The sequence below is a fragment of the Streptomyces sp. NPDC047706 genome, assembly GCF_043204795.1.
In the GTDB taxonomy this organism is placed as follows: domain Bacteria; phylum Actinomycetota; class Actinomycetes; order Streptomycetales; family Streptomycetaceae; genus Streptomyces.
Window position 1 is genome coordinate 23145 of sequence record NZ_JBIDCW010000035.1, and the last position, 21759, is coordinate 44903.

The 21759-nt window shown below is 72.9% G+C and carries 16 protein-coding genes; 8 read left to right on the forward strand and 8 right to left on the reverse strand.

The window, feature by feature from the left end:
• Nucleotides 1–50 precede the first annotated feature (50 nt).
• From ACGF8A_RS31175 to ACGF8A_RS31185, 3 genes are all read left to right on the forward strand, one after another.
• Complete coding sequence (locus tag ACGF8A_RS31175) at nt 51–707, forward strand: AmiS/UreI family transporter (protein ID WP_393113609.1); 657 nt, start codon at nt 51–53, stop codon at nt 705–707.
• A 166-nt stretch (nt 708–873) separates the two neighbouring features.
• The gene (gene fmdA / locus ACGF8A_RS31180; protein ID WP_393113610.1) at nt 874–2121 is read left to right on the forward strand and encodes a formamidase; all 1248 of its coding nucleotides are present in this window, start codon (nt 874–876) and stop codon (nt 2119–2121) included.
• A gap of 474 nt (nt 2122–2595) precedes the next feature.
• Complete coding sequence (locus ACGF8A_RS31185; RefSeq protein ID WP_393113611.1) at nt 2596–3978, forward strand: MFS transporter; 1383 nt, start codon at nt 2596–2598, stop codon at nt 3976–3978.
• Between the two features lie 43 nt (nt 3979–4021).
• Here ACGF8A_RS31185 and ACGF8A_RS31190 read toward each other — a convergent pair whose 3' ends face one another.
• The 4 genes from ACGF8A_RS31190 to lnt all read right to left on the reverse strand — a co-directional run bounded on the left by ACGF8A_RS31190 (nt 4022) and on the right by lnt (nt 9064).
• Complete coding sequence (locus tag ACGF8A_RS31190; RefSeq protein ID WP_393113612.1) at nt 4022–5971, reverse strand: helix-turn-helix domain-containing protein; 1950 nt, start codon at nt 5969–5971, stop codon at nt 4022–4024.
• Between the two features lie 76 nt (nt 5972–6047).
• Nucleotides 6048–6848 carry a 3-hydroxybutyrate dehydrogenase gene (locus ACGF8A_RS31195; protein ID WP_393113613.1) on the reverse strand — a complete coding sequence of 267 codons (801 nt, stop codon included), beginning with the start codon at nt 6846–6848 and terminating at the stop codon, nt 6048–6050.
• A gap of 58 nt (nt 6849–6906) precedes the next feature.
• A complete protein-coding gene (locus ACGF8A_RS31200) occupies nt 6907–7383 on the reverse strand; it encodes an NUDIX domain-containing protein (protein WP_393113615.1) in 477 nt (158 codons plus the stop codon).
• Nucleotides 7384–7450: 67 nt separating this feature from the next.
• Complete coding sequence (gene lnt / locus ACGF8A_RS31205) at nt 7451–9064, reverse strand: apolipoprotein N-acyltransferase (protein WP_393113616.1); 1614 nt, start codon at nt 9062–9064, stop codon at nt 7451–7453.
• Between the two features lie 227 nt (nt 9065–9291).
• Here lnt and ACGF8A_RS31210 point away from each other — a divergent pair, with 227 nt between their 5' ends.
• On the forward strand, nt 9292–10344 hold the full coding sequence (locus tag ACGF8A_RS31210) for an O-antigen ligase family protein (protein ID WP_393113617.1): 1053 nt from the start codon (nt 9292–9294) through the stop codon (nt 10342–10344).
• A gap of 126 nt (nt 10345–10470) precedes the next feature.
• Here the strand turns inward: ACGF8A_RS31210 and ACGF8A_RS31215 are convergent, their stop codons facing one another.
• Complete coding sequence (locus tag ACGF8A_RS31215; RefSeq protein ID WP_393113619.1) at nt 10471–11019, reverse strand: hypothetical protein; 549 nt, start codon at nt 11017–11019, stop codon at nt 10471–10473.
• 107 nt (nt 11020–11126) lie between these two features.
• Nucleotides 11127–11912, reverse strand: a complete 786-nt coding sequence (locus tag ACGF8A_RS31220; protein WP_393113620.1) for a glutamate racemase — start codon at nt 11910–11912, stop codon at nt 11127–11129.
• 39 nt (nt 11913–11951) lie between these two features.
• Between ACGF8A_RS31220 and ACGF8A_RS31225 the strand changes: the two genes are divergently transcribed.
• A complete protein-coding gene (locus tag ACGF8A_RS31225; protein WP_393113621.1) occupies nt 11952–13145 on the forward strand; it encodes a glycosyltransferase in 1194 nt (397 codons plus the stop codon).
• Nucleotides 13146–13158: 13 nt separating this feature from the next.
• On the opposite strand, the gene ACGF8A_RS31230 is transcribed toward ACGF8A_RS31225, so the two are convergent.
• Nucleotides 13159–14412 (reverse strand): TerD family protein, encoded by a 1254-nt coding sequence (locus tag ACGF8A_RS31230; RefSeq protein WP_393113648.1) that lies wholly within the window; start codon nt 14410–14412, stop codon nt 13159–13161.
• 299 nt (nt 14413–14711) lie between these two features.
• On the opposite strand from ACGF8A_RS31230, the gene ACGF8A_RS31235 reads away from it, so the two are divergent.
• From ACGF8A_RS31235 to ACGF8A_RS31245, 3 genes are all read left to right on the forward strand, one after another.
• Nucleotides 14712–15143 carry a DUF6643 family protein gene (locus ACGF8A_RS31235; protein ID WP_393113622.1) on the forward strand — a complete coding sequence of 144 codons (432 nt, stop codon included), beginning with the start codon at nt 14712–14714 and terminating at the stop codon, nt 15141–15143.
• Nucleotides 15144–15185: 42 nt separating this feature from the next.
• On the forward strand, nt 15186–16007 hold the full coding sequence (locus ACGF8A_RS31240) for an MOSC domain-containing protein (RefSeq protein ID WP_393113623.1): 822 nt from the start codon (nt 15186–15188) through the stop codon (nt 16005–16007).
• Between the two features lie 713 nt (nt 16008–16720).
• On the forward strand, nt 16721–19162 hold the full coding sequence (locus tag ACGF8A_RS31245) for a right-handed parallel beta-helix repeat-containing protein (RefSeq protein WP_393113624.1): 2442 nt from the start codon (nt 16721–16723) through the stop codon (nt 19160–19162).
• 4 nt (nt 19163–19166) lie between these two features.
• Here the strand turns inward: ACGF8A_RS31245 and ACGF8A_RS31250 are convergent, their stop codons facing one another.
• Entirely contained in the window at nt 19167–21521 is a 2355-nt protein-coding gene (locus ACGF8A_RS31250; RefSeq protein WP_393113649.1) for a hypothetical protein, read from the reverse strand.
• Nucleotides 21522–21759 lie beyond the last annotated feature (238 nt).

The window sequence follows — 21759 nt, forward strand, 5'->3', positions numbered from 1 at the left end:
AAGCGGCCACGGGTCCACTGCCTCGCCAGTGCATCGGGAGGTGTGTTCTCTTGGCGAATGTCGGACTTCTCTTCGTGGGCGCGGTGCTGTTCCTGAACGGATTGATGCTGCTGGGGAAAGTGGACAGCCGGGCAGCCGCCGTATTCAATCTGTTCGTGGGCGGGCTGCAGGTTCTGACACCCACCTACCTCATCATCGCCGCGAACCAGGATGCCGAGCGAATCCTGCTGGCTTCCGGCATCTTCCTCTTCGGTTTCACCTACCTGTATGTAGGAATCGGACTGCTGATGGGGCTCGACACCACCGGCGTGGGTTACTACTCACTGTTCGTGGCGATCGTGGCGCTTGGCTATTCCTTCGTCAGCTTCCGGCAGTTCGGCGATCAGCCCTTCGGAGTCATATGGCTCTACTGGGCGTTCCTGTGGTTCCTCTTCTTCCTGCTCCTGGGTCTGAAACTGGAGAGTCTGACGCTTTACGTCGGCTGGGTGACCGCGATCGAGGGATGGGTGACCGGCGTCATACCGGCATTCATGCTGCTGTCCGGTTACTGGGTTGCGGAGAACTTCTACGAGATCGCGATAGCGCTCGCCGCGTTCGGCGTGGTGACCTTCGGCGGGCTGTGGTTCGCGCTGCGTCACAGGCGGCCCGGCAAGCCCGCGGAGCAGCAGTACGGAACTCCGGGATATCCAGCCGGCAGCCACGGCTAGCGCGGCGGGAGAGCGCCGCTGACGGCTCACCGGGAACTCGGAATACGCGTAACTCCCGGGCGAGCACGAACAGAAAAGCGGCAGATGGTCAACGGGGCTGTCACCGGGGCACGCCATGGCCCCCTGCACAGCCGCTCACCATTACAGAAGAACATGGGGAATTCACATGCCTGAAGTAATCTTCAGCGTCGACCAGTCCCGTTCGATGCGCGAGCAGGACGTACCGGGACACAACAGGTGGCACCCTGACGTACCCAACGCGGCGATGGTCCGCCCGGGGGACGAGTTCCGCGTCGAATGCCGCGAATGGACCGACGCGCAGATCGGCAACAACGACTCCGCCAACGACGTACGCGACGTCGACCTGAAGGCGTGCCACATGCTCAGCGGGCCGATAGGCGTCGAGGGCGCGGAGCCGGGGGACCTGCTCGTCGTGGACATCCTCGACCTCGGACCGGTACCGCAGCAGGTGGGCGACGCTCCCGGTGAGGCCTGGGGCTACACCGGGGTCTTCGCCAAGGCCAACGGCGGAGGTTTCCTGACGGACTACTTCCCGGACGCCTACAAGGCGATATGGGACTTCCACGGGCAGGTGGCGACGTCCAGGCACCTTCCCGGTGTCCATTTCACCGGCATCACCCACCCCGGCCTCTTCGGCACCGCGCCGTCCGCGGAACTGCTGGAACGGTGGAACAGGCGTGAGCAGGCGCTGATCGACACGGACCCCGACCGTGTCCCGCCCCTGGGACTCGCGCCCGACCCCGACGAGGCCCTTGCCGGGAAGGCGAACGGCTCGGATGCCGAACGTATCGCCCGGGAAGGCGCCCGGACCGTTCCCGCGCGGGAGAACGGCGGCAACCACGACATCAAGAACTTCACTCGTGGATCGCGCGTCTTCTACCCCGTGCACGTCAAGGACGCCAAGCTGTCGGGCGGTGATCTGCACTTCAGCCAGGGGGACGGTGAGATCACCTTCTGCGGTGCCATCGAGATGGGCGGGTTCATCGACTTCCACGTCGACCTGATCAAGGGCGGCATGGAGAAGTACGGTGTCACCACCAACCCCGTCTTCATGCCGGGCAACGTCGAGCCGCGGTACTCGGAATTCCTCTCGTTCATCGGGATCTCCGTGGATCACGACACCGACACCAACTACTACCTGGACGCGACGGTCGCCTATCGCCGCGCCTGCCTCAACGCCGTCGAGTACCTGAAGAGGTTCGGCTACACCGGTGAGCAGGCCTATCTGCTCCTCGGCGCGGCCCCCATCGAGGGACGCATCAGCGGAATCGTCGACATCCCCAACGCCTGCTGCTCCCTGTACCTCCCGACCGGGATCTTCGACTTCGACGTCCGTCCCACTTCGGAGGGACCGATGTCGGCGGACCGCGGTCAGTGCGCGGTGTCCAGCTGAGTCGACCCGAAACCGCTCCCGGGCCGGGCTCCGCGCTCCGGAAACCCCGCCGGCCACCCGGAGAGGCCGGGCCCGGCCCGGGGGCGGTACAGGCGCTGCGGTGTGTGACCACCGAGGGAGCGGTCGATCACATCGAGGCCCTCGCGCAGAAGTACCTGGGCGGGCCCTGCCCCTGGTTCGCGGCCGGGACCAGGTCAGGGTGATCTGCGTGATCCAGCCGGAACGCGTCAGCAGTCCCGCAGGCTGACCATGCCGCCCCCAAGGGCGCCGGCCGGTTCCCGACGAACCCGTCACCCACACTCCTCGCTCCGCCTCCGCCGAGGGCCCCGAAGCACCCTCGCCGAGCAGGCATGGGGGCCGGACGCATAGTCCGGCCCTGAACTATGTTGCCCCGCCACATGTGCGCCTGATCTGCGTGTTTCTACCGTGTGCCGACACGTACCCGTCCCCACCGCACACGAGGAAGTGGCGCACATGGCCTCCGCAGCATCCGCTCCACCGACGCCGAACAACCTCAAGCGCATCGTCGCCGCGTCCCTCATCGGCACCACCATCGAGTGGTACGACTTCTTCCTGTACGGCTCGGCCGCCGCACTGGTCTTCAACCAGTTGTTCTTCCCGGATTCCGACCCGCTCGTCGGCACCCTGCTGTCGTTCCTCACCTACGCCGTCGGCTTCGCGGCCCGGCCGCTCGGTGCCCTCGTGTTCGGGCACTACGGCGACCGGCTCGGGCGCAAGAAGCTGCTGGTGCTGAGCCTGTTGCTGATGGGTGGCGCGACGTTCGCGATCGGCCTCCTGCCCACGCACGCCACGATCGGCAGCGCGGCGCCCGTGCTGCTGACGGTGCTGCGGCTCGTCCAGGGCTTCGCGCTAGGTGGTGAGTGGGGCGGCGCCGTCCTGCTGGTCTCGGAGCACGGGGACGCGCGGCGCCGTGGTTTCTGGGCGTCATGGCCGCAGACCGGCGCACCCGCGGGGCAGTTGCTGGCGACCGGTGTGCTGTCCTTCCTCACCGCCGTGCTGTCCGAGAGCGCCTTCACCGGCTGGGGCTGGCGGATTCCCTTCCTGCTCTCCGGTGTGCTGGTGATCGTGGGGCTGTGGATCCGGCTGTCCGTCGACGAGTCGCCCGTCTTCCAGCAGGCACTCGCCCAGGCCGAGGCCCGCAAGGCCGACCGCACGGCGCAGGCCGAGAAGGCGCCGCTGGTCGCGGTGTTGCGCCACCACTGGCGTGACGTCCTCGTGGCGATGGGCGCCCGCATGGCCGAGAACATCAGCTACTACGTCATCACCGCCTTCATCCTCGTCTACGCCACCACCGCCGCCGGCGTCTCCAAGCAGACCGCCCTCAACGCGGTGCTCATCGCGTCGGCCGTGCACTTCGCGGTCATCCCGCTGTGGGGCGCGCTGTCCGACCGGATCGGCCGCCGTCCCGTCTACCTGATCGGCACGGTGGGCGTCGGCCTGTGGATGTTCCCGTTCTTCTGGCTCATCGACACCGGCGGCTTCGGCAACCTGATCCTCGCCGTGACCGTGGGCCTGGTGCTGCACGGGGCGATGTACGCGCCGCAGGCCGCCTTCTTCTCCGAGATGTTCGCGACCCGGATGCGCTACTCCGGCGCTTCCATCGGCGCCCAGTTCGCCTCCGTGGCGGCCGGCGCCCCGGCCCCGCTGATCGCCACCGCCCTGCTGTCCGCATACGGCAGCTCCACCCCGATCGCCCTGTACGTGATCGCCGCGGCACTCCTCACGGCAGTCGCCGTCGCGGTGGCCAAGGAGACCCGCAACCGGGATCTGGCCGATGTCGAGGCGGAGACCGACGCGGCGTCGCCGGTCAAGGCGGCTGACGCGCACACCGTCTGATCCGCGTGCCGCTGACCCCCGTACGCCCCCGTGGCGGCGGGGGTCAGGGGCGTATCGGGGAAGCCGTGAGGCGCTGCAGGCGCAGAGCGAGCTGGATCTCCAGGGCGCGGGACGGGGTCTGCCAGTCGTCGCCCAGCAGTCGGCCGACGCGCTCCAGACGCTGGGCCACGGTGTTGACGTGGACGTGGAGTTCGTCCTTGGTGCGGGCGGGGCTCATCCCGCAGGCGAAGTACGCGTCGAGGGTGCGCAGCAGGTCGGTGCCCCGGCGTTCGTCGTACGTGACCACCTGGCCGATCGTGCGGTCGACGAAGCCGGCGATGTCCCGGTCACCGGCCAGCAGCAGCCCCAGGAAGCCGAAGTCCTCGGCGGCCGCGCCGTCCCCGCTGCGGCCGAGCAGGCGCAAGGCGTCCAGGCAGCGCCGCCCCTCCTCGTAGGCGGCGGCCACCGCGTCCGGCTGGGCGGTGAGGGCCTCGACGGGGGCGGACGAGCCGACCGTGACCGCTTCGTGGACGGCGGTGCCCAGGTGCCGGGCGGTGCGGCGGGCCAGGCCCGTCGCCGTGTCACCGACGTCCAGAGGCAGCAGCAGGACCGTGCCGCCGTCGCGGGCGGCGGCCAGTCCGTGCCGGGTGGCGGCGAGGTGGGACGCGGCGGACCAGAGGCGCCGACGGGCGTCCGCCTCCTGGTCGGCGTCGGCCGCGGGGCCGTCGAGGCGCGCGGCCAGGACGACGTGGGTGGCGTCGAGATCGGCGTGCAGCCGGGAGGCCCGCTCGCGCAGCAGGCGGGGGTCACGGTCGCGGGCGTCGAGCAGGTCGTCGAGGAGTTCCCCCCGGACGCGCTGCTCGGCCTCGGCGGCGGAGCGCCGGGCCAGCAGCAGGAGCGAGGTGACCATCGCGGCGCGCTCCAGGGTGCGCTGGTCGACGGGGTCGAGTCCGGGGTGTCCGCGCAGCACGAGCGCTCCGAACAGCTCACCGCCCGCGGCGACGGCGGCGATCCAGTCGTCGGCGTGCCGCACCGCGTGTCCTTCGGTGCGGAAGGCTTCCAGGGCCCGGGTTGGTGCGGCGGTGGCGTCGGTGAACTCGACCGTGCCGTCCAGGACTTCGGAGACGGCGGCGGCGACGTCGTGGACCCCGCCGCCGCGCAGCACCAGCTCGGCGAGGCGGTCGTGCACGTCGGAGGCCCGTTCGATGACGGCGCTGCGGTCCCGGATGATCTCGTTGGCGCGCTCCAGGCCGGCGAGCGCCGAGCGGGTCTCGGTGAGCAGGTTGGCGGTGTCGATGGCGGCGGCGGCCAGGGCAGCGAAGGAGCCGAGCAGCGCGATCTGCTCCCGTTCGAAGACCCGGGCGCGCCGGTCCGCCGCGAAGAGCACGCCGATCACATGGTGCCCGAGCATCAGGGGGACGCCCAGGATGGCGACGAGACCCTCGTCCCGCACGCCCGCGTCGATGGTGTCCGTGTGCTGGAAGCGGCCGTCCTTGAAGTAGTCGTCGGTGACGTAGGGGCGGGCCGTCTGCGCGACCAGGCCGCCGAGGCCCTCGCCCATGCCGAGCCGCAGCTGCTGGAAGCGGGCCGCGACCGAGCCCTCGGTCACCCGCATGTAGGTGTCGCCGCGGTCCGGGTCGTTCAGGCTGAGGTAGGCGATGTCGGTGCCGAGCAGCGAGCGGGCGCGCTGCACGATGGCCTGGAGCACGGCGTCCAGGTCGCGCAGCCCGGCCAGGTCGTGGGCGGTCTCGAAGAGTGCCGACAGCTCGGCCTCCCGGCGCCGCCGCCCCTCCAGCTCCGACCGGACGCGCAGCGCGAGCAGCTTGGCGTGTTCGAGCGCCGCGATCCACCGGTCCGGCCGGCCCTGGGCGCGGGCGAGGAGCACGGGCTGCTCGTAGGCGTCGGCGGACGCGCCACGGGCCAGCAGCTCCAGGAACGGCGCCTCGGCGCCGTACGGTGGCGCTTCGGGCTCGCCCGTGGGGCGCTCGGCGGACTGCACGTGATCGCGGGTCATGGTCACAGGATTCCTCATCGCCGGGCCGCCCCGTCCAGCCCTGTGGAAAACTCCGGGCACTCCGAACGCGGTCGAACTAGTGCGCGGTCCAGCCGCCGTCGAGCACGAGCGACGCACCGGTCATGAAGGACGCCTGGGGACTGCACAGATAGGCCACCGCCTCGGCGACCTCCTCGGGCTCGATGAGCCGCTTGACCGCGCTGTCCTGCAGCAGGACCTCCGACAGCACCCGTTCCTGCGGGATGCCGTGTGCCCGGGCCTGGTCGGCGATCTGCTGCTCGACCAGGGGGGTGCGCACGTAGCCGGGGTTCACGCAGTTCGAGGTCACGCCGTGGGGCGCGCCTTCCAGGGCGGCGGTCTTGGACAGCCCCTCCAGGCCGTGCTTGGCGGCCACGTACGCCGACTTGTAGGCCGAGGCGCGCAGGCCGTGCACCGAGGAGATGTTCACGATGCGCCCCCAGCCCTGGCCGTACATGTGCGGCAGCGCGCCGCGGACGAGCCGGAACGGCGCCTCCAGCATCACGGTGAGCACGGTGTGGAAGACGTCGGGCGGGAACTCCTCGATGGGCCGGACCAGTTGCAGTCCGGCGTTGTTCACCAGCACATCCGTGCCGGCGGCCGCGGCCTCGGCGGCGTCCAGGTCGGTGAGGTCGAGGACCTGCGGTTCGACGCTGCCCGGCAGGCCCGCCGACTGCTCGGCGAGCGCCGCGAGGCCGGAGTCGTCCCGGTCGACCGCTCTGACCTTGGCGCCGGCGGCCGCGAGCCGCAGGACGCAGGCGCGGCCGATACCACCGGCGGCGCCGGTGACGAGGGCCGTGCGGCCACCGAGGTCGAGCAACGGGGCAGGAGGGCCGGGGAAGGCGCGGGACGCGGTCATGGGACTGACCCTAGGCAGCCCTCTCCCCTCACCCCATGTGGTCATCCCCCATACTTCATCAAGATGTCATGGGGTCGAACCATGTGGGTGCGTCCGACAGGGCCTGCTTGATCCTCAGCACGTCGGACGCGTCGAGCCCCGGTAGGGCATCGATGCCGAACCAGGCGACGTCCAGCGACTCGTCGTCGTTCACACGCGCCTCGCCGCCGACGGCCCGGCAGCGGAACGTGATGTCCATGTACTGGCAGATGTCCTCGTTGCCGTACGTGACGGGCTTCAGCGCCTGCACCAGCACCACCCGCTCCGGCCGGCAGTGCACCGCCGTCTCCTCGTGGACCTCCCGCACGGCACAGGCGGCGGGCTGCTCTCCGGGGTCGGGGATACCGCCGATCAGCGACCACCGCCCGGTGTCCGACCGGCGGTTCAGCAGCACCCGTCCGTCGTCGTCGAAGACGACCGCGGTGACCCCCGGGAGCCACAGGAGCTGGTGACCGGCGGTCGCCCGCAGGGTGCGGATGAAGTCAGGAGTTGCCATGGGACGACCCTAACGGGCTGCTTCCACGGTCCCGGACGGGCTCCGGAGGCGTACCGCGGGCATACCGCTAGGCGTCACCCGCGCGCCGCCCGCGCGCGGCCGTCGTGACCGCCCAGCCGAGACCACCCGCAGCGACCAGCACCAGGGCGATCTCCGGCAGGACGCCGAGGCGGGTGGCGGGCGTCAGTGAGGAGCGCAGCGGCACCTCCTGGACCAGGGAGCCGGACACGAACATGCCGGTCCGCTGGGTGATCGTCCCGTCCGGCAGGATGATCGCGCTGACACCGCTGGTCACCGGCACGGCGACGGTGCGGCTGTGCTCGACGGCCCGGACGCGGGACATGGCGAGCTGCTGGTAGGTCATCTCGCTGCGGCCGAAGGTCGCGTTGTTGCTGGGGACGGAGATCAGCTGCGCCCCGTCGACGACCTCGGAGCGCACCGTCCAGTCGAACGCCGCCTCGTAGCAGGTGACGAGGCCGACCGTGGCGCCGTCCATGTCGAACACGCCCGGCTCGCCGCCCCGGCTGAAGTCCTGGCGGACCATGGACGTCCAGCTCTCGTTGATCATGTCGAGCAACGGGCGCAGCGGCAGGTACTCGCCGAACGGCTGGATCTGCCGCTTGTCGTAGGTGTCGACGGGTCCCTTGCCCGGGTCCCACAGGATCTGCTCGTTGAGGAGCTTGCCGTCCCGCTCGACGACCCCGCCCACCGAGACGGGCACACCGATCGCCTTGGCCGCATGGTCGATGACCGCGTAGGCGTCAGGGTTGGCGAAGGGGTCGATGTCGGAGGAGTTCTCCGGCCACAGCACGAAGTCGGGCCTGGCCACCCTGCCCGCCTCGACCTCGGCGGCCAGCCGCTCCGTCTCGCGCGCGTGGTAGTCGAGTACGGCGCGCCGCTGGGAGTTGAAGTCGAGGCCCGCGCGCGGCACGTTGCCCTGGACGACGGCGACGGTCGTCGTGCCGTTCTCCGCCCGGTCGCTCACCAGGGGGCGCGCGGCGAGGGCGCCGGCCAGCGGCAAGGCCACACCGAGCAGCGCCACGGCCGCCGCGCCCCGCCGCACCGCCCGGGTGCGTCGCGCCGCAAGGCTCAGCCGGGCCACGTCGTACAGACCGAAGCCGCACAGGACCACCGTGAAGCCGAGCACCGGCGTGCCGCCGACCGCGGCCAGGGGCAGGAAGAGGCCGTCCGCCTGCCCGAAGGCGATCTTGCCCCACGGGAAGCCTTCGAACGGCGCACGCGCGCGTGCCGCCTCACCGGCGATCCACACCGCCGCCGCCCACACGGGCCAGCCGGGCAGCCTGGACACCGCCGCGACACCCACGCCCACCAGGGCGACGAAGATCGCCTCGATCACGACCAGGGCCAGCCAGGGGCCGGGGCCCACCTCCACACCGGTCCACACCAGCAGCGGGAGCAGGAAGCCGAGGCCGAAGAGGTAGCCGAGACCGAGGGCCGCCTTCCAGCCCCGGCCGCGCAGCACCCAGCCGAAGACGGCGAAGGCCGGCAGGGCCAGCCACCACAAGGTGCGCGGCGGGAAGCTGACGTAGAGAAGCACTCCGGAGAGCGCCGAGGCGGCGGCCGGGACGAGGTGGCGCAGCCACCGCGCGGCGCGCGACTCGGGCGCCGTTCGCGGGCTTGCGGCGTCCGACTCGTCCACGGAGGTTGCGGTGACGGTCACCCCGCGAGTCTACGGCCGCCCTCCGCGTCGCCGGCAGCGCGGCCGGAACGCTCCCCCGCGCACGGGCACATCGGTTCCGCACAAGTCGGTGCCACACGTCCCCAAACCGCCCACAAGCCGTTACCGTGTGCCCGTGCCCAGGTCGCCCGCGGGACGGCCCGGGCCCGTGCAGGTCGGGAAGACGGCCGGTTGCGGGGGGACGGGTGGGGTTCACGGGATTGACGTCTGTGGCCGACGCGAAGGCCGACGACACAAGACGCAGCGCCTCGGACGCGGCGGGCGTCGTCGTGCTCGGCACCTGCGCCCTGTGGTCGCTGATCACGGCGGCCGTGCACGGCGGGCGCCCGGAAGGCGTGCTGCTCGCGGTGCTGGCGGTGACGGCCGGTTATGCGGCAGGCCGTGTGTGCGGGGCGATCGCGCCGGTCGCCGCGGCCCTGACCGGAGCGCTGGCGGGAGCCGGCCTGGCGATCGCCGTTCCGCATCTCGCGCCGGGGCCGCAGCCCGGGGTGCCGCTGGGGCACGCGGGCGCCACCGCGGCCCTGCTCACGCTGGCCACCGGCGCCGCGTGCTGCGCCGCCTGGTCCACGGCCGCACCGGCGCTGCGGCCCGCGCTGTGGGCGCTGGCGGCCGGGATCGTGGCGACCGCGGCCGTACTCGGCACGATCGCCGGTGTCGTCGCCTGCACAGGGGTGCTGCTCTGCTCGTCGGCGGCCGGGCGCATAAGCCACCGTGGGGTCGCCCTCGCCGGTCTGGGCGCGGTGGCGGCGGCGGTGACCGGCCTGACCTGGGCGGTCACCGCCGGCGCGCTACCCGCGGGGCTCGCCGCCGCTCTGCAGGGTCCGCTGACCGGGCACCGGGTGGAGCTGTGGCGCGACGCGCTGGCAGTGACCCGCGAGAACCCGGTCCTCGGAGTCGGTCCGGGGCGCTTCGGGGAGCTCGGCGCGACCTCGGTGGCGTCGCCGCTGTCCGACGGCAAGCCCCACTCCGCGCTGCTTCAGCAGGCGGCCGAACAGGGGGCCGTTGGAGTGACGCTGCTGGCGGCGGCCTTCTGCTGGCTGCTGTACGCCCTGTGGCGCACCGCGCGGCCGGCGCCGGTCGCGCTGAGCGCGGGCGCGGCACTGACGGCTCTCGCGGCCATCGCCTCGCTGGGCAACGCGCTCAGCTTCACGGCGGTGTCGGTGGGAGCCGGACTGCTCGCGGGGCTGGCGACGGCACGCCCGCTGGCGCAGGAGCCGACTCGTCGGGAGGGCGTCGTACCGGAACACCGACCGGTGCCGTGAGGGGACGCGGGGCCGCCCGCGGCCCCGGCGCACCGGTCCTCGCCCGCGGTATGCGACCGGCGGACGGCCGCGAGGGGCGGCGGATCCCCCGGGCTGGGCGCACCGCGCGTGGCTGAGCCCCCGGCCTCAGCGCGCGGCGCCGGGCGTGGTCGGCCGCAGGCGCTCCTTGATGACCCGGACGGCGGCCTCCGCGTCGTCCACGGTGATCGTGAACGTGTGACCGTCCCAGAGCCGCAGCGCCACGCCCTCGCCACGCCGCACGACGACGGCGGTGCCCTTCTCGGGACGCCAGCGGTAGCCCCAGCCGCCCCACTGGCGCGGGGTGACGTGCGGCACGAACTCCGCGCCGGCGACGTCCGACAGCGGGATGCGGCGGCGCGGCACGCCGATGTGGCCGCAGCGCACTTCCAGGCACTCCTTGTCCACCCGCAGGGCGACGTGCACGAAAGCGAGGGTGCCGAACAGCACGAGCAGCCCGGCGGCGATGCAGCCGACGACGGACATCACGAGCGGTGCGAGGCCTTCGTGCGTCCACGCGGAGGCCACGGCCAGATCGATGCCGAGCGCGAGGCAGGCGGCGCCGGCGAGTGCCAGCAGCCACTGGACCCGGTTGGTCGCCCGGCCGGTCCAGACGTCCGGATGCGTGGTGTGCTCGCCGCGGGGGTGGTGCCTCATGCCATTGAGACTACTCAGGTTTCGCTGACCGGGTCGGGGGTCGCGCTCAGTGACGGTAAGGAGCAGATCTGGGAGCGGGCCGAGCGGTTCCCGTCAGTGACCGGCGGTCACCGTACGGGGCTCGCGGCCGCGAGCAGGCGGCCTTCCTCGTACGTCAGGGCGGCGTCCGGCAGCGCGCCCTCGCGGCCGCTGAGCAGCACCGTCACGCCGCCGAGTGGCGTGGCCGCGGGGTCGGGGCGCACGCCGATCCGCCGCAGCGCCTGGGCGGCCACGGCACCGGCGGAGCCGTGCAGGACGAGCGGGGGCCGGCCGGGGCGCTGCACCGCGCCACGGATGCGCTCCGCGACCAGTTCGTAGTGGGTGCAGCCCAGCACGACGGTGGTGACGTCGTCCGGGGTCAGTTCGGCGGCGGCGCGGACGGCGGCGTCGACGGCCGTCTCGTCCGCGCCTTCGACCGCTTCCGCGAGCCCCCAGCACGGCACCTCGGCGACGTCCACGCCGTCGGCGAAGTTCTCGATGAGCCCGCGCTGGTAGGGGCTGCCGGTGGTCGCGGGCGTGGCCCAGATCGCGACGGGTCCCCCGCCCGCCGCCGCGGGCTTGATCGCCGGGACCGTGCCGACGACGGGCACCGCGGGTTCCAGGCGGGCGCGCAGGGCGGTCAGTGCGTGCACGGTGGCGGTGTTGCAGCCGACGATGAGGGCGTCGGGCCGCTGCGCGGCGGCCGCCTCGGCGACGGCCAGGGCGCGCTCGGTGAGGTCCTCCGCCGTCCGGGGTCCCCAGGGCATGCCGTCGGGGTCGAGGGAGAGGACGAGATCGGCGTCGGGCCGCAGGCGCCGTACCGCTGCGGTGGCCGCCAGCAGACCGAGTCCGGAGTCCATGAGCGCGATCTTCACCCGGCCACGATAGACGATGGGCACTTCGCGGCCGGTCCCGTGGGGCAGACTGCGCGGGTGAGCGCCTTGCTGTGGATCGCCGCCGGATCCCTGTCCGCCTGGCTGTGGCTGCTGCTCTGTCAGGGATTCTTCTGGCGCACGGACATCCGACTGCCGCCGCGGGCGGCTCCCGCCGTCTGGCCGTCCGTGTGCGTCGTCGTCCCCGCGCGCGACGAGGCCGCGGTGCTCCCGGCCGGTCTGCCGTCGCTGCTCGCCCAGGACTATCCCGGGCGGGCCGAGGTCTTCCTGGTGGACGACGGCAGCACGGACGGCACCGGGGAGCTGGCACGCGAGCTGTCGCGCCGGTGCGGGGGGCTGCCGCTGACCGTGGACTCGCCGGGCGAACCGCCCGCGGGCTGGACGGGCAAGCTCTGGGCGGTGCGTCACGGCATCGGCCTGGCACGCGTGCGTGCCCCCGAGTACCTCCTGCTCACGGACGCCGACATCGCGCACGCGCCGGACAGTCTGCGCGAGCTGGTCGCGGCGGCGCACACCGGCGGCTTCGACGTCGTCTCCCAGATGGCCCGGCTGCGCGTCGACAGCCCCTGGGAGCGCCTCGTCGTACCGGCCTTCGTGTATTTCTTCGCGCAGCTGTATCCGTTCCGCCGTATCGGCCGGAAGGGCGCGCGGACGGCAGCCGCGGCGGGCGGCTGTGTACTGCTGCGCACCGAGGCCGCCGTGCGCGCCCGGATCCCCGACGCCATCCGGCACGCCGTCATCGACGACGTCGCCCTCGCGCGGGCCGTGCGCGGCAGCGGCGGGCGCGTCTGGCTGGGGCTGGCCGACCGCGTGGACAGCGTGCGCCCCTATCCCCGGCTGCACGACCTGTGGCGCATGGTCTCGCGCAGCGCCTACGCCCAGTTGCGGCACAACCCGTCGGTGCTCGCCGGGACGGTGGCCGGGCTCGCGGTGGTGTACCTGGTGCCGCCCGTGGCAGTGTGCGCGGGCCTGGCCCTGGGGAGCACGGCGACCGCGGTGCTCGGCGCCCTGGCCTGGCTCGTGATGACGGGGACGTACCTGCCCATGCTCCGCTACTACGAGCAGCCCCTGTGGCTCGCTCCCCTGCTGCCCTTCACCGCGTCCCTGTACCTCTTCATGACCGTCGACTCCGCGGTGCAGCACTACAGGGGACGCGGTGCGGCCTGGAAGGGCCGCACCTACACACGGCCGGACGCCGTGGCCGACGAGGGGTGAGCCGGCGGCGGGCTCACTTGCGGCCGGGCGTCCAGTTCATGCCCCATCCGTAGGCGTGGTCGACGGCCCGCTGCATGCTCACCCCGCGATCGGGGACCAGGTAGCGCGCCTCGCGCTGGACGACCAGGTCCTGGCCGGCGCTGGTGATGAGCGCGAGCGCGCACACCGGGGAGGGGACCGTGCACTCGTCCAGCGAGAACTCGATCGGCGCGCCGAACTGCGGATGCAGGGTGACCGTGGCGTGCAGGTCGGCGAAGGAACGGGCGCCCTCGTAGATGGTCACGAAGACGAGGATGCGGCGGAACGCCTGCTTGTGGTCGAGGTTGATGGTGAGGTTCTCACCGCTCGCCACGGCACCGGTGCGGTCGTCGCCGTCGAGGTGGATGTACGGCGGCTGGTGCAGCGACCCGAAGGCGTTGCCGAGGGCCTGTACGACTCCCTTGCTGCCGTCGTCGAGTTCGTACAGGGCGCACAGGTCGAGGTCGAGGTCCGCGTGCATGGCGACGGCACGGCCGCGCTTGCTGCCCCATCTCGAGAACTGTTTGCGCACCTGCCAGTTGAGGTTCACGCGCATGGCACCCGACGTTCCGCCCTGCTTGGTGAGCGACACCGACGGGGACGCCTTGGTGAGCGTGACCTTGGTGAGCTGGACGGGAGCGGGCGGGGCCGGCGGAGCGGCGGGGGCGGGCGGGGCGACGGTCGTGGGCCGGGCCGGGGGGACCGGCGGTGCGGCGGGCGCGGTGCGCTGCGGCTCGTCCACCGTGATGCCGTAGTCCGTGGCCAGGCCCTCCAGGCCGCTGCTGTACCCCTGGCCGACGGCGCGGAACTTCCAGGCACCCTGGCGCCGGTAGAACTCGCCGAGCACGAAGGCCGTTTCGACGGTCGCGCCCGCGCTGTCGAACCGCGCCGCCACCGTGCCCCCGCCGGCGTCCTTGACCTCGATGTAGAGACCCGGCACCTGGGCGAACGTCCCGCCGTCGGAGGACGCGGCGAGCACCACCGACTCGATGGCGGGCTCGACGCGCGCGAGGTCGACGACCAGCGTGTCGGTGACCTGGCCGCCGGCGTCCCGCTTCCCCTCGTGACGGATCGCTCCGGAGGAGTGCTGTGGCTGGTTGTAGAAGACGAAGTCCGCGTCCGAGCGGACCTTTCCGCCCACCAGCAGCAGCGCCGATGCGTCGGTGTCGGGCACGCCCGGTCCGGAGCGCCAGCCCAGTTCCACCCGGAGCGCCGTCGTCGGCACCGGGACGTTCGATCCCTTCGGCATTGACATGTCCGCCCCCATCCGCTGTCACCATGCCAGGTCACGTCCCGGCATCCCGTCGCGTTCTCCGCGCTCCCCAACGTATTGCCCAGAGCGCCGGACGCCCATGTGGAGCGCAGAAACACAAGTCGTCAACCGCCGGTAACCCCCTGGGAGCTGAGCCTTTACACGATCAGAACGCCGCCCGGTGCCCCTTTTCCCCAAGTTCGCTCGCATTGGGGATCCCACGTCACCGCCGACACGGAAAACAACCCTCTTATCGGTCTCCCCAACCAGCACATCGTGGGCTTAACTTATGTGCCATGACCTCCCCCCGCTCCACCTATGGCGGCGGCTACTACTCCGCCTCCTTCCCGGACACGCCGATCTACGACTCGCTCGTCGCCGAGCGGGGCACCCCGCAAATCGCCCCGATCCGGGTCCCCGCCGCGTACGACACCCCGGGCAGCCATCTGCCAGCCCTCCCCTCCGCGCTGCCCGCCCTCCCCGCGGCCCCTTCCCAGCCCTCGTACGGCTACCCCCAGGCGCAGCCCGCTCCGCTGCAGCAGGCGCCGACGGCGTACATCCCGCAGCAGGCCGCCGCGCCGCGCGGATATCCCGGCCCGCAGCCGCAGCACCCCCGCCCCGCGGCACCCGGCGGCACGGGCTACGAGGCGATGCGCCCGGCGGCCCCCCGGCCCACCCCGGCTCCGTACCAGGACCCGTACCAGCACCAGCAGTACCGCGGTTACTGATCACCCCGTGAGGTTGTCGGCGCCGGCTGGCACGATGGCCCCATGGGGAACGCGGAGCTGCAGTCGATTCACGTCCATCCGGTCAAGGCGTTGCGGGGCACGGCGCCCCGTGAGGCCGTCGTGGAGCCCTGGGGGCTGGCCGGGGACAGACGCTGGGTGCTGATCGACGACGGGGGGAAGGTCGTCACCCAACGCCGGCAACCGCGTCTCGCGCTTGCCGCCGCCGAGCTCGTGCCCGGCGGCGTCCGGCTGTCCGGGCCCGGGACGGAGCCGCTCGACGTGCTCGTCCCGGAACCGGCGGGCACGGTCACGCTGGACATCTTCGGAACCAAGGTGGAGGGGGTCCTCGCCGGCGAGTCCGCACACGCGTGGTGCAGCTCCTACCTCGGGGAGGATGTGCGTCTGGTCCACATGGACGACCCCGCCACACGCAGGCCGGTCGCCCCGGACCACGCGCTGCCCGGCGAGACGGTCTCGTTCGCCGACGCCTTCCCCCTGCTGCTCACCACGGCAGCCTCGCTCGACGCCCTGAACTCCCTCATCGCCGAGGACGGTCTCGCCGCCGAGGGCCCCCTGCCGATGAACCGCTTCCGGCCGAACGTGGTCGTCGCGGGCACCTCGCCCTGGGCCGAGGACGGCTGGAGGCGCATCGCCGTCGGCGAGGCCGAGTTCCGCGTCGCCAGGATGTGCGGCCGATGCGTCGTGACGACGACCGACCAGGACACCGCCGAGCGCGGCAAGGAGCCCCTGCGCACCCTCGGCCGGCACCGCCGGATCGGCGGCCGCCTGATCTTCGGACAGCATCTCGTGCCCCTGTCGCCGGGCACGGTCCGCATCGGTGACCCGGTCCGCGTCCTCGAATGAGGGATCCGCGCGGGAAGCCGGACCTGCGGGACCCGGCGTCGGGACCGGGGCGTCGGGCCTTTGGTGAGACGTTCGTGAGAGGTCCGGGGACACATGTCGCCCTCGAGCGTGCCACGTTCGCCGCCGGCCCCGAGGCGGTCGAGCGGGACAGCAGGACGCTTGCCCTCGCCCACTGGACCGCTCCGGAGGGCACCGAGCGGACGGGTCCGGTCGCCGCCCGGCTCAAGAACCCCGAGCCGGGCGACCGGTTCGCGACATGGACCGAGGGGCAGGGTCGCCCGGTGGTGCGCCCGCTGGCCCCGCGGCGGCGGCCACGCACGCCGTGCTCGCCGGGGCCGGCGCGGCCCTGGCGGCCATGTGCCCGGTCGAGGGCGGAAGACGGCTGATCGTCCGGCGCACGGTCCTTCGCCGGAACGCGCGTTGGGAGCCAGGCGTCGGGCCGGGCGCGCCCGGAGCGGGGCAGGACCGGCACGGGCAGCTGACGGCCTTCCGGCTCCGGTCAACCCGGTGTCCGCGCGCACGCTACGGTGGACCGGCCGAAGCGAGATTCGGCATCGACCTGCGCGCGAGCGAGCTTCAGGGGCGCGCCGGTGTCGAGCGCGCGAGCGCGCGACGGCCCTGCGGGGCCGGGCGCGGTCACGGGTTCCGGCACGGGTGGACGCCTCCGGGCGAACGAGCCGTCAGTACGACCGAGGTGGGGGCACAGCAACGCCATGGCACAGGGCACGGTCCAGGTGACGCACGCCGGTACATCGCGGTGGCGGCGCCGCACAGGTGAGTACGCCTCGCTCGCCGCCGCCCTGGAGGCCGCGGCCGACGGTGACGTGCTCACCATCGCCCCGGGGACCTACCGGGAGAATCTCGTCGTCCAGCGGGCGGTGACCCTGCGCGGACCCGAGGGCTCGCCCGGTTCCGTACGGATCGCGCCCGCCGACGGCGTGCCGCTCGTCGTGCGCGCCTCCGCGGTCGTCCAGGACCTGCACGTGGAGGGCCAGGACGCGGCGGCGCCCGCGCTGCTCGTCGAGGAGGGCGCGCCGGAGCTGTCCGACGTCCGGGTCGTCACACGGTCCGCGGCCGGCATCGAGGTGCGCGGCAGCGCCCGGCCGACCGTGCGGCGGTGCACCGTCGACAACCCGGCGGGTATCGGGATCGCCGTCGTCGACGGCGGGGCCGGGGTGTTCGAGGACTGTGAGGTCGTCGCCGCCGGACAGGCGGGCGTGGCGGTGCGCGGCGGCGGGCACCCGCGCCTGGAGCGCTGCCGGGTGCACCACGCAGCCGGTTCGGGCCTCACCGCGACCGGTGAGAACTCCGCGCTGGAGGCCGTGGGGTGCGAGGTGTACGAGGTCCGCGGCAGCGGTGTGCAGATCACCGGCCGGGCCACGGCCCACCTCACCGACTGCGACGTCCACCGCACCACCGCCGACGGTGTCACCCTCGACACGGACGCGGTGCTCACCCTCGCCGACTGCCGTATCCACGACATCCCGGAGAACGCGGTCGACCTGCGCTCCCGCTCCGTTCTGACGCTGACCCGCACCAGCGTGCGCCAGTTCGGGCGCAACGGCCTGTCGGTGTGGGACCCGGGTACACGCGTGGACGCCAACCAGTGCGAGATCTTCGACAGCACCGGCGACTACCCGGCTGTCTGGGTCAGCGACGGCGCCACCGCGGTGCTGGACTCCTGCCGGGTGCACGACGTGCCCGACGCGCTGTTCGTCCTCGATCGCGGCTCGCGCGCGGACGTCGTCGACAGCGATCTGTCCCAGGTGCGCAACACGGCGGTGTCGGTGAGCGACGGGGCGACCGCGCAGCTCGACGACTGCCGGATCCGGGACGCCGCGACGGGCGCGTGGTTCCGCGACCACGGCAGCGGCGGAACGCTCAGCAACTGCACGCTGGACGGCACCCAGACCGGCGTGATCGTCACCAAGGGCGCCGACCCCACCATCGAGCGGTGCACGGTCGACTCCCCCGCGGAGGCCGGCTTCTACGTCTCGGCGGGAGGCCGCGGCAGCTTCCTCAACTGCCGGGTGCGGGGCAGCGGTGGATACGGCTTCCATGTCCTCGACGGCTGCCGTACGACGCTGAAGAAGTGCCGTACGGAGCGGTGCGCGCGCGGCGGGTACGAGTTCGCGGACGGCGGTCCCGACGCCGAGTCGGGTGTGGGGCCGGTGGTGGAGGACTGCACCAGCGACGAGAGCGCGGGGGTGCGCACACCCACAACGGCCCCCGCGCCCGCGGTGCAGACGGCCGGTCAGTCACCGGGGCTGCTGGGCGCCATCCCCGGGCAGCGCTCGACCGAGCAGGAGCCGCTCGTCGCCGCCGTACAGCCGCAGACACCGGCCCGGACCTCCAAGGCCGTCCTGGGTGAACTGGACGCCCTGGTGGGCCTGGAGAGCGTCAAGCGCGAGGTGCGGGCGCTCACCGACATGATCGAGGTGGGCCGGCGCCGGCAGCAGGCGGGCCTGAAGGCCGCGTCGGTCAAGCGGCACCTGGTCTTCACGGGCTCCCCCGGCACCGGCAAGACCACGGTCGCGCGTCTCTACGGCGAGATCCTCGCCTCGCTCGGGGTGCTGGACAAGGGCCACCTGGTCGAGGTGTCCCGCGTCGATCTGGTCGGCGAGCACATCGGTTCGACGGCCATCCGCACCCAGGAGGCGTTCGAGCGGGCGCGTGGCGGGGTGCTGTTCATCGACGAGGCGTACGCGCTGTCCCCGCAGGACGCGGGCCGGGACTTCGGCAAGGAGGCCATCGACACGCTGGTGAAGCTGATGGAGGACCACCGGGACGCGGTCGTGGTGATCGTCGCGGGCTACACGGCCGAGATGGAGCGCTTCCTGTCGGTCAACCCTGGTGTCGCGTCCCGCTTCTCACGCACCATCACCTTCAGCGACTACGGCCCCGAGGAACTGCTGCGGATCGTGGAGCAGCAGGCCGAGGAGCACGAGTACCGGCTGGCGCCGGGTGCCGCGGAGGCCCTGCTCAAGTACTTCACGGCGATCCCGAAGGGTCCCGCCTTCGGCAACGGCCGCACCGCGCGGCAGACCTTCGAGGCGATGGTGGAACGGCATGCGAGCCGGGTCGCCCAGGTCGAGGAACCGAGCACGGACGATCTGACCCTGCTGTACGCGCGGGACCTGCCCGATCTCGCGTGAGCGGCTAGCGGGCGGCCCCGGGGCGCTGGGCCGGCAGTCCAGGGCGGAGCCGGTCCAGCAGGTCGCCGCGCTCCCGGTCGAAGGCCGGGTCGGCCTGGTAGTCGGAATGTCCGAGGACCGGGGCGGGCAGCGGGTGGAGGTCGCTGCGGGCATGGGCCAGAGGGTCCCGCATCGGCTCGCGGTCGACCTGTGGGCCGTCACCGGCGGGCAGGTGCACGGGGCCGCCGATCGGGTCGGTGAGCCGGTACAGGTTGCGCCAGCAGTCGACCTCGTCGTGGAGGGCGGCGAGCGAGGCCGGCCCGAAGTGGGCCGGGAACCAGCGGCCGTACAGGCGCTCCAGGGGGGATCCGTATGTCAGCAGGGCGACTTTCCCGCGCACGGCCGGCGGCAGCTGCCAGGCCGCGGCGGCGGCGAGGACGCTTCCCTGGGAGTGGCCGGAGATCACCAGACGGCCGCCGGTGGTGCGGGTCCAGGTGGTGATCCGCCAGCTCAGGTCGGGGACCGCGCGCTCGGCGTAGCAGGGCGGTGCGAAGGGGTGGGCGGCGCGCGGCCAGAAGGTGCCGACGTCCCACAGGACGCCGACGGTGCGGCGTGCGGACGCGTCCTTGTAGGCACGCCGGCCCAGGGTGACGAACAGGATGAAGCCGAGTCCGACCAGCCAGGATCCGAGCGCCTGGGCGGTGTCCGCGGCACCGTGGACGAAGGGATGGGTGTGCTGTGCGGCCGCACCGGGGGTCTTGTCCGTCGCCATCGCGCCGACCAGCGCTCCGATGCCCAGGACCAGGGAGACGGCGGAGACGGCGGCTACGAAGAGGGGGCCGCGGTCGGTGAGCGTGGCCGTCGCACGCGTGCGGGCGATACGGCGGGTGCGGTCCGGGTCCTTTGCCTCCCCCGCGTACTCGGCCTCCACGACGGCGCGCTCGGCGCGGGCCAGCCGCAGGGTGCGCCAGGCCTGCCCGCAGGCCAGGAGCAGCAGGACGACGAGCAGCGGCGGGATCACGGACGCCTGCCAGGTCAGCACGACCGGTGGACCGGGAAGTGAGGCCCGGGTGCCGTCCACCCAGTCGGCGACGCGCTGGGAGACGCCGCCGGACATCACGCCGCCCAGTGCGCAGGCCAGCATCGCGACGGCGGGTCCGGCCAAGCCCCGCATCGCGGTGCGTGGGTCGGGGTCGCTGCGGTACAGCTGGTGGGCGACGACCGCGAGGACGATCACCAGCAGGCCCTGTGCCAGGGCGATGCCCGCGAAAGCCACGTCGCCCGGCAGCCTGCCGTCCGAGTGCCACCCGGGGCGCTCCCAGCAGGCGTGGACCAGGGTGAGGGCGAGCAGGACGAGGGCACCGAGCGGCAGGTGCCGTACCAGAGAGGTGTCGATCTCCCGGTCGAGGTGCTTCTCGCTGCGGCCGCGCCGGCAGACCACCGCCACCACCGCGACCGCGCCGAGGACGAGAGCCGCTTCCAGCACCCGTCCCAGCGTCGCCAGGGCGGCTGGACCGCCGGCCTCGCGGTCGTGCCGGGCGGCGGCCTGGACCACGGCGGCGGCCACCGTGAGCAGACCGGCGGCGGTGTGGGCGCCGCGCAGCCGGGCGACCAGGCGCCGGCCGTACCAGAAGCCGGGGCGGCCGAGCGCGCCGCGGGCGCCGTCCTCGTCGGGTTCACGGACGAGCGGCTGCTCCGACTCGTAGGCGCTCCAGGTGCGCCGGGAGAGGTACCAGAGCAGACCGACCAGGGCGGTGGGCAGCAGGGCCGCGAGGGCCAGGCGGCGGCCCGGCCGGCTCCACCAGCCGCCGGCCGACGCGGTGGGTGACAGGAAGCCGAGCCAGGTGTGCCGCTCGGCGCACGCGCGCGTGCCGGCGCACTGCCAGGCAGTCAGGTCCAGGGCGACGTCGCAGGCGGCGGCGACCAGCAGTACCGTCAGGCTGAGCCCGACGAGGCGCACCAGCAGCCCGTAGAGACGGATGGTGCGGGGGCGGTCCTGGGCCGAGGGGCGCATCCAGTGGGCGAGGTTGGCCACCATGAACGGCAGCAGGAGCAGCCACAGGGCGCGTGCGCCGTTTCCGGAGGTGAGGTTGCACCAGACGTAGGCCTCCGGCACCGGGCGGCCGCCGGTGGCGCTGCCGGTCCCGGTCCGGGTCTGCGTCCCGGCCGGGCGATGCTCGGCATCCACGTCGTCGGCGCGACGGAAGACGGCCGCCGTGTCGTCGCCGGAGACCCGCACGGTGCGCGGATCGTCCAGCATGTGCTCGGGCGTGGCGCCGCCCACGCCGTGCACCAGCAGTTCCAGGGTGGCTCCGGTCCCCACCGGCGGGGCCGCGGGCCGGGACGCTCCGTCGTTCAGGTCTTCCTGCGCGCTTTCCACTCTCCGCACTTCCCCCGTGTCCTTCGCACATCCCCCGGACGCGCCATCGGCATGTCCATGCGGCACCAGGATCTCCCCTGGCGGCACGCTGCACACCCCTCGTCACGGAATCTCCCCGATCCGTGTGAGGGGCGGGCAACCGATGAGACCCAGGTGACATGTGCGCGTCGTGCAGCCGGTGGCGCGACTCGGGCCAAGCCGTGCGAACATGGGACGCCCACGCACCGGGGCCCGCGAG

Coding starts and splice junctions, on each gene's coding strand:
- fmdA (WP_393113610.1), top strand. CDS start 874: ATGCCTGAAGTAATCTTCAGCGTCGACCAGTCCCGTTCGATGCGCGAG.
- ACGF8A_RS31185 (WP_393113611.1), top strand. CDS start 2,596: ATGGCCTCCGCAGCATCCGCTCCACCGACGCCGAACAACCTCAAGCGC.
- ACGF8A_RS31190 (WP_393113612.1), bottom strand. CDS start 5,971: ATGACCCGCGATCACGTGCAGTCCGCCGAGCGCCCCACGGGCGAGCCC.
- ACGF8A_RS31195 (WP_393113613.1), bottom strand. CDS start 6,848: ATGACCGCGTCCCGCGCCTTCCCCGGCCCTCCTGCCCCGTTGCTCGAC.
- ACGF8A_RS31200 (WP_393113615.1), bottom strand. CDS start 7,383: ATGGCAACTCCTGACTTCATCCGCACCCTGCGGGCGACCGCCGGTCAC.
- ACGF8A_RS31215 (WP_393113619.1), bottom strand. CDS start 11,019: ATGAGGCACCACCCCCGCGGCGAGCACACCACGCATCCGGACGTCTGG.
- ACGF8A_RS31230 (WP_393113648.1), bottom strand. CDS start 14,412: ATGCCGAAGGGATCGAACGTCCCGGTGCCGACGACGGCGCTCCGGGTG.
- ACGF8A_RS31235 (WP_393113622.1), top strand. CDS start 14,712: ATGACCTCCCCCCGCTCCACCTATGGCGGCGGCTACTACTCCGCCTCC.
- ACGF8A_RS31240 (WP_393113623.1), top strand. CDS start 15,186: ATGGGGAACGCGGAGCTGCAGTCGATTCACGTCCATCCGGTCAAGGCG.
- ACGF8A_RS31245 (WP_393113624.1), top strand. CDS start 16,721: ATGGCACAGGGCACGGTCCAGGTGACGCACGCCGGTACATCGCGGTGG.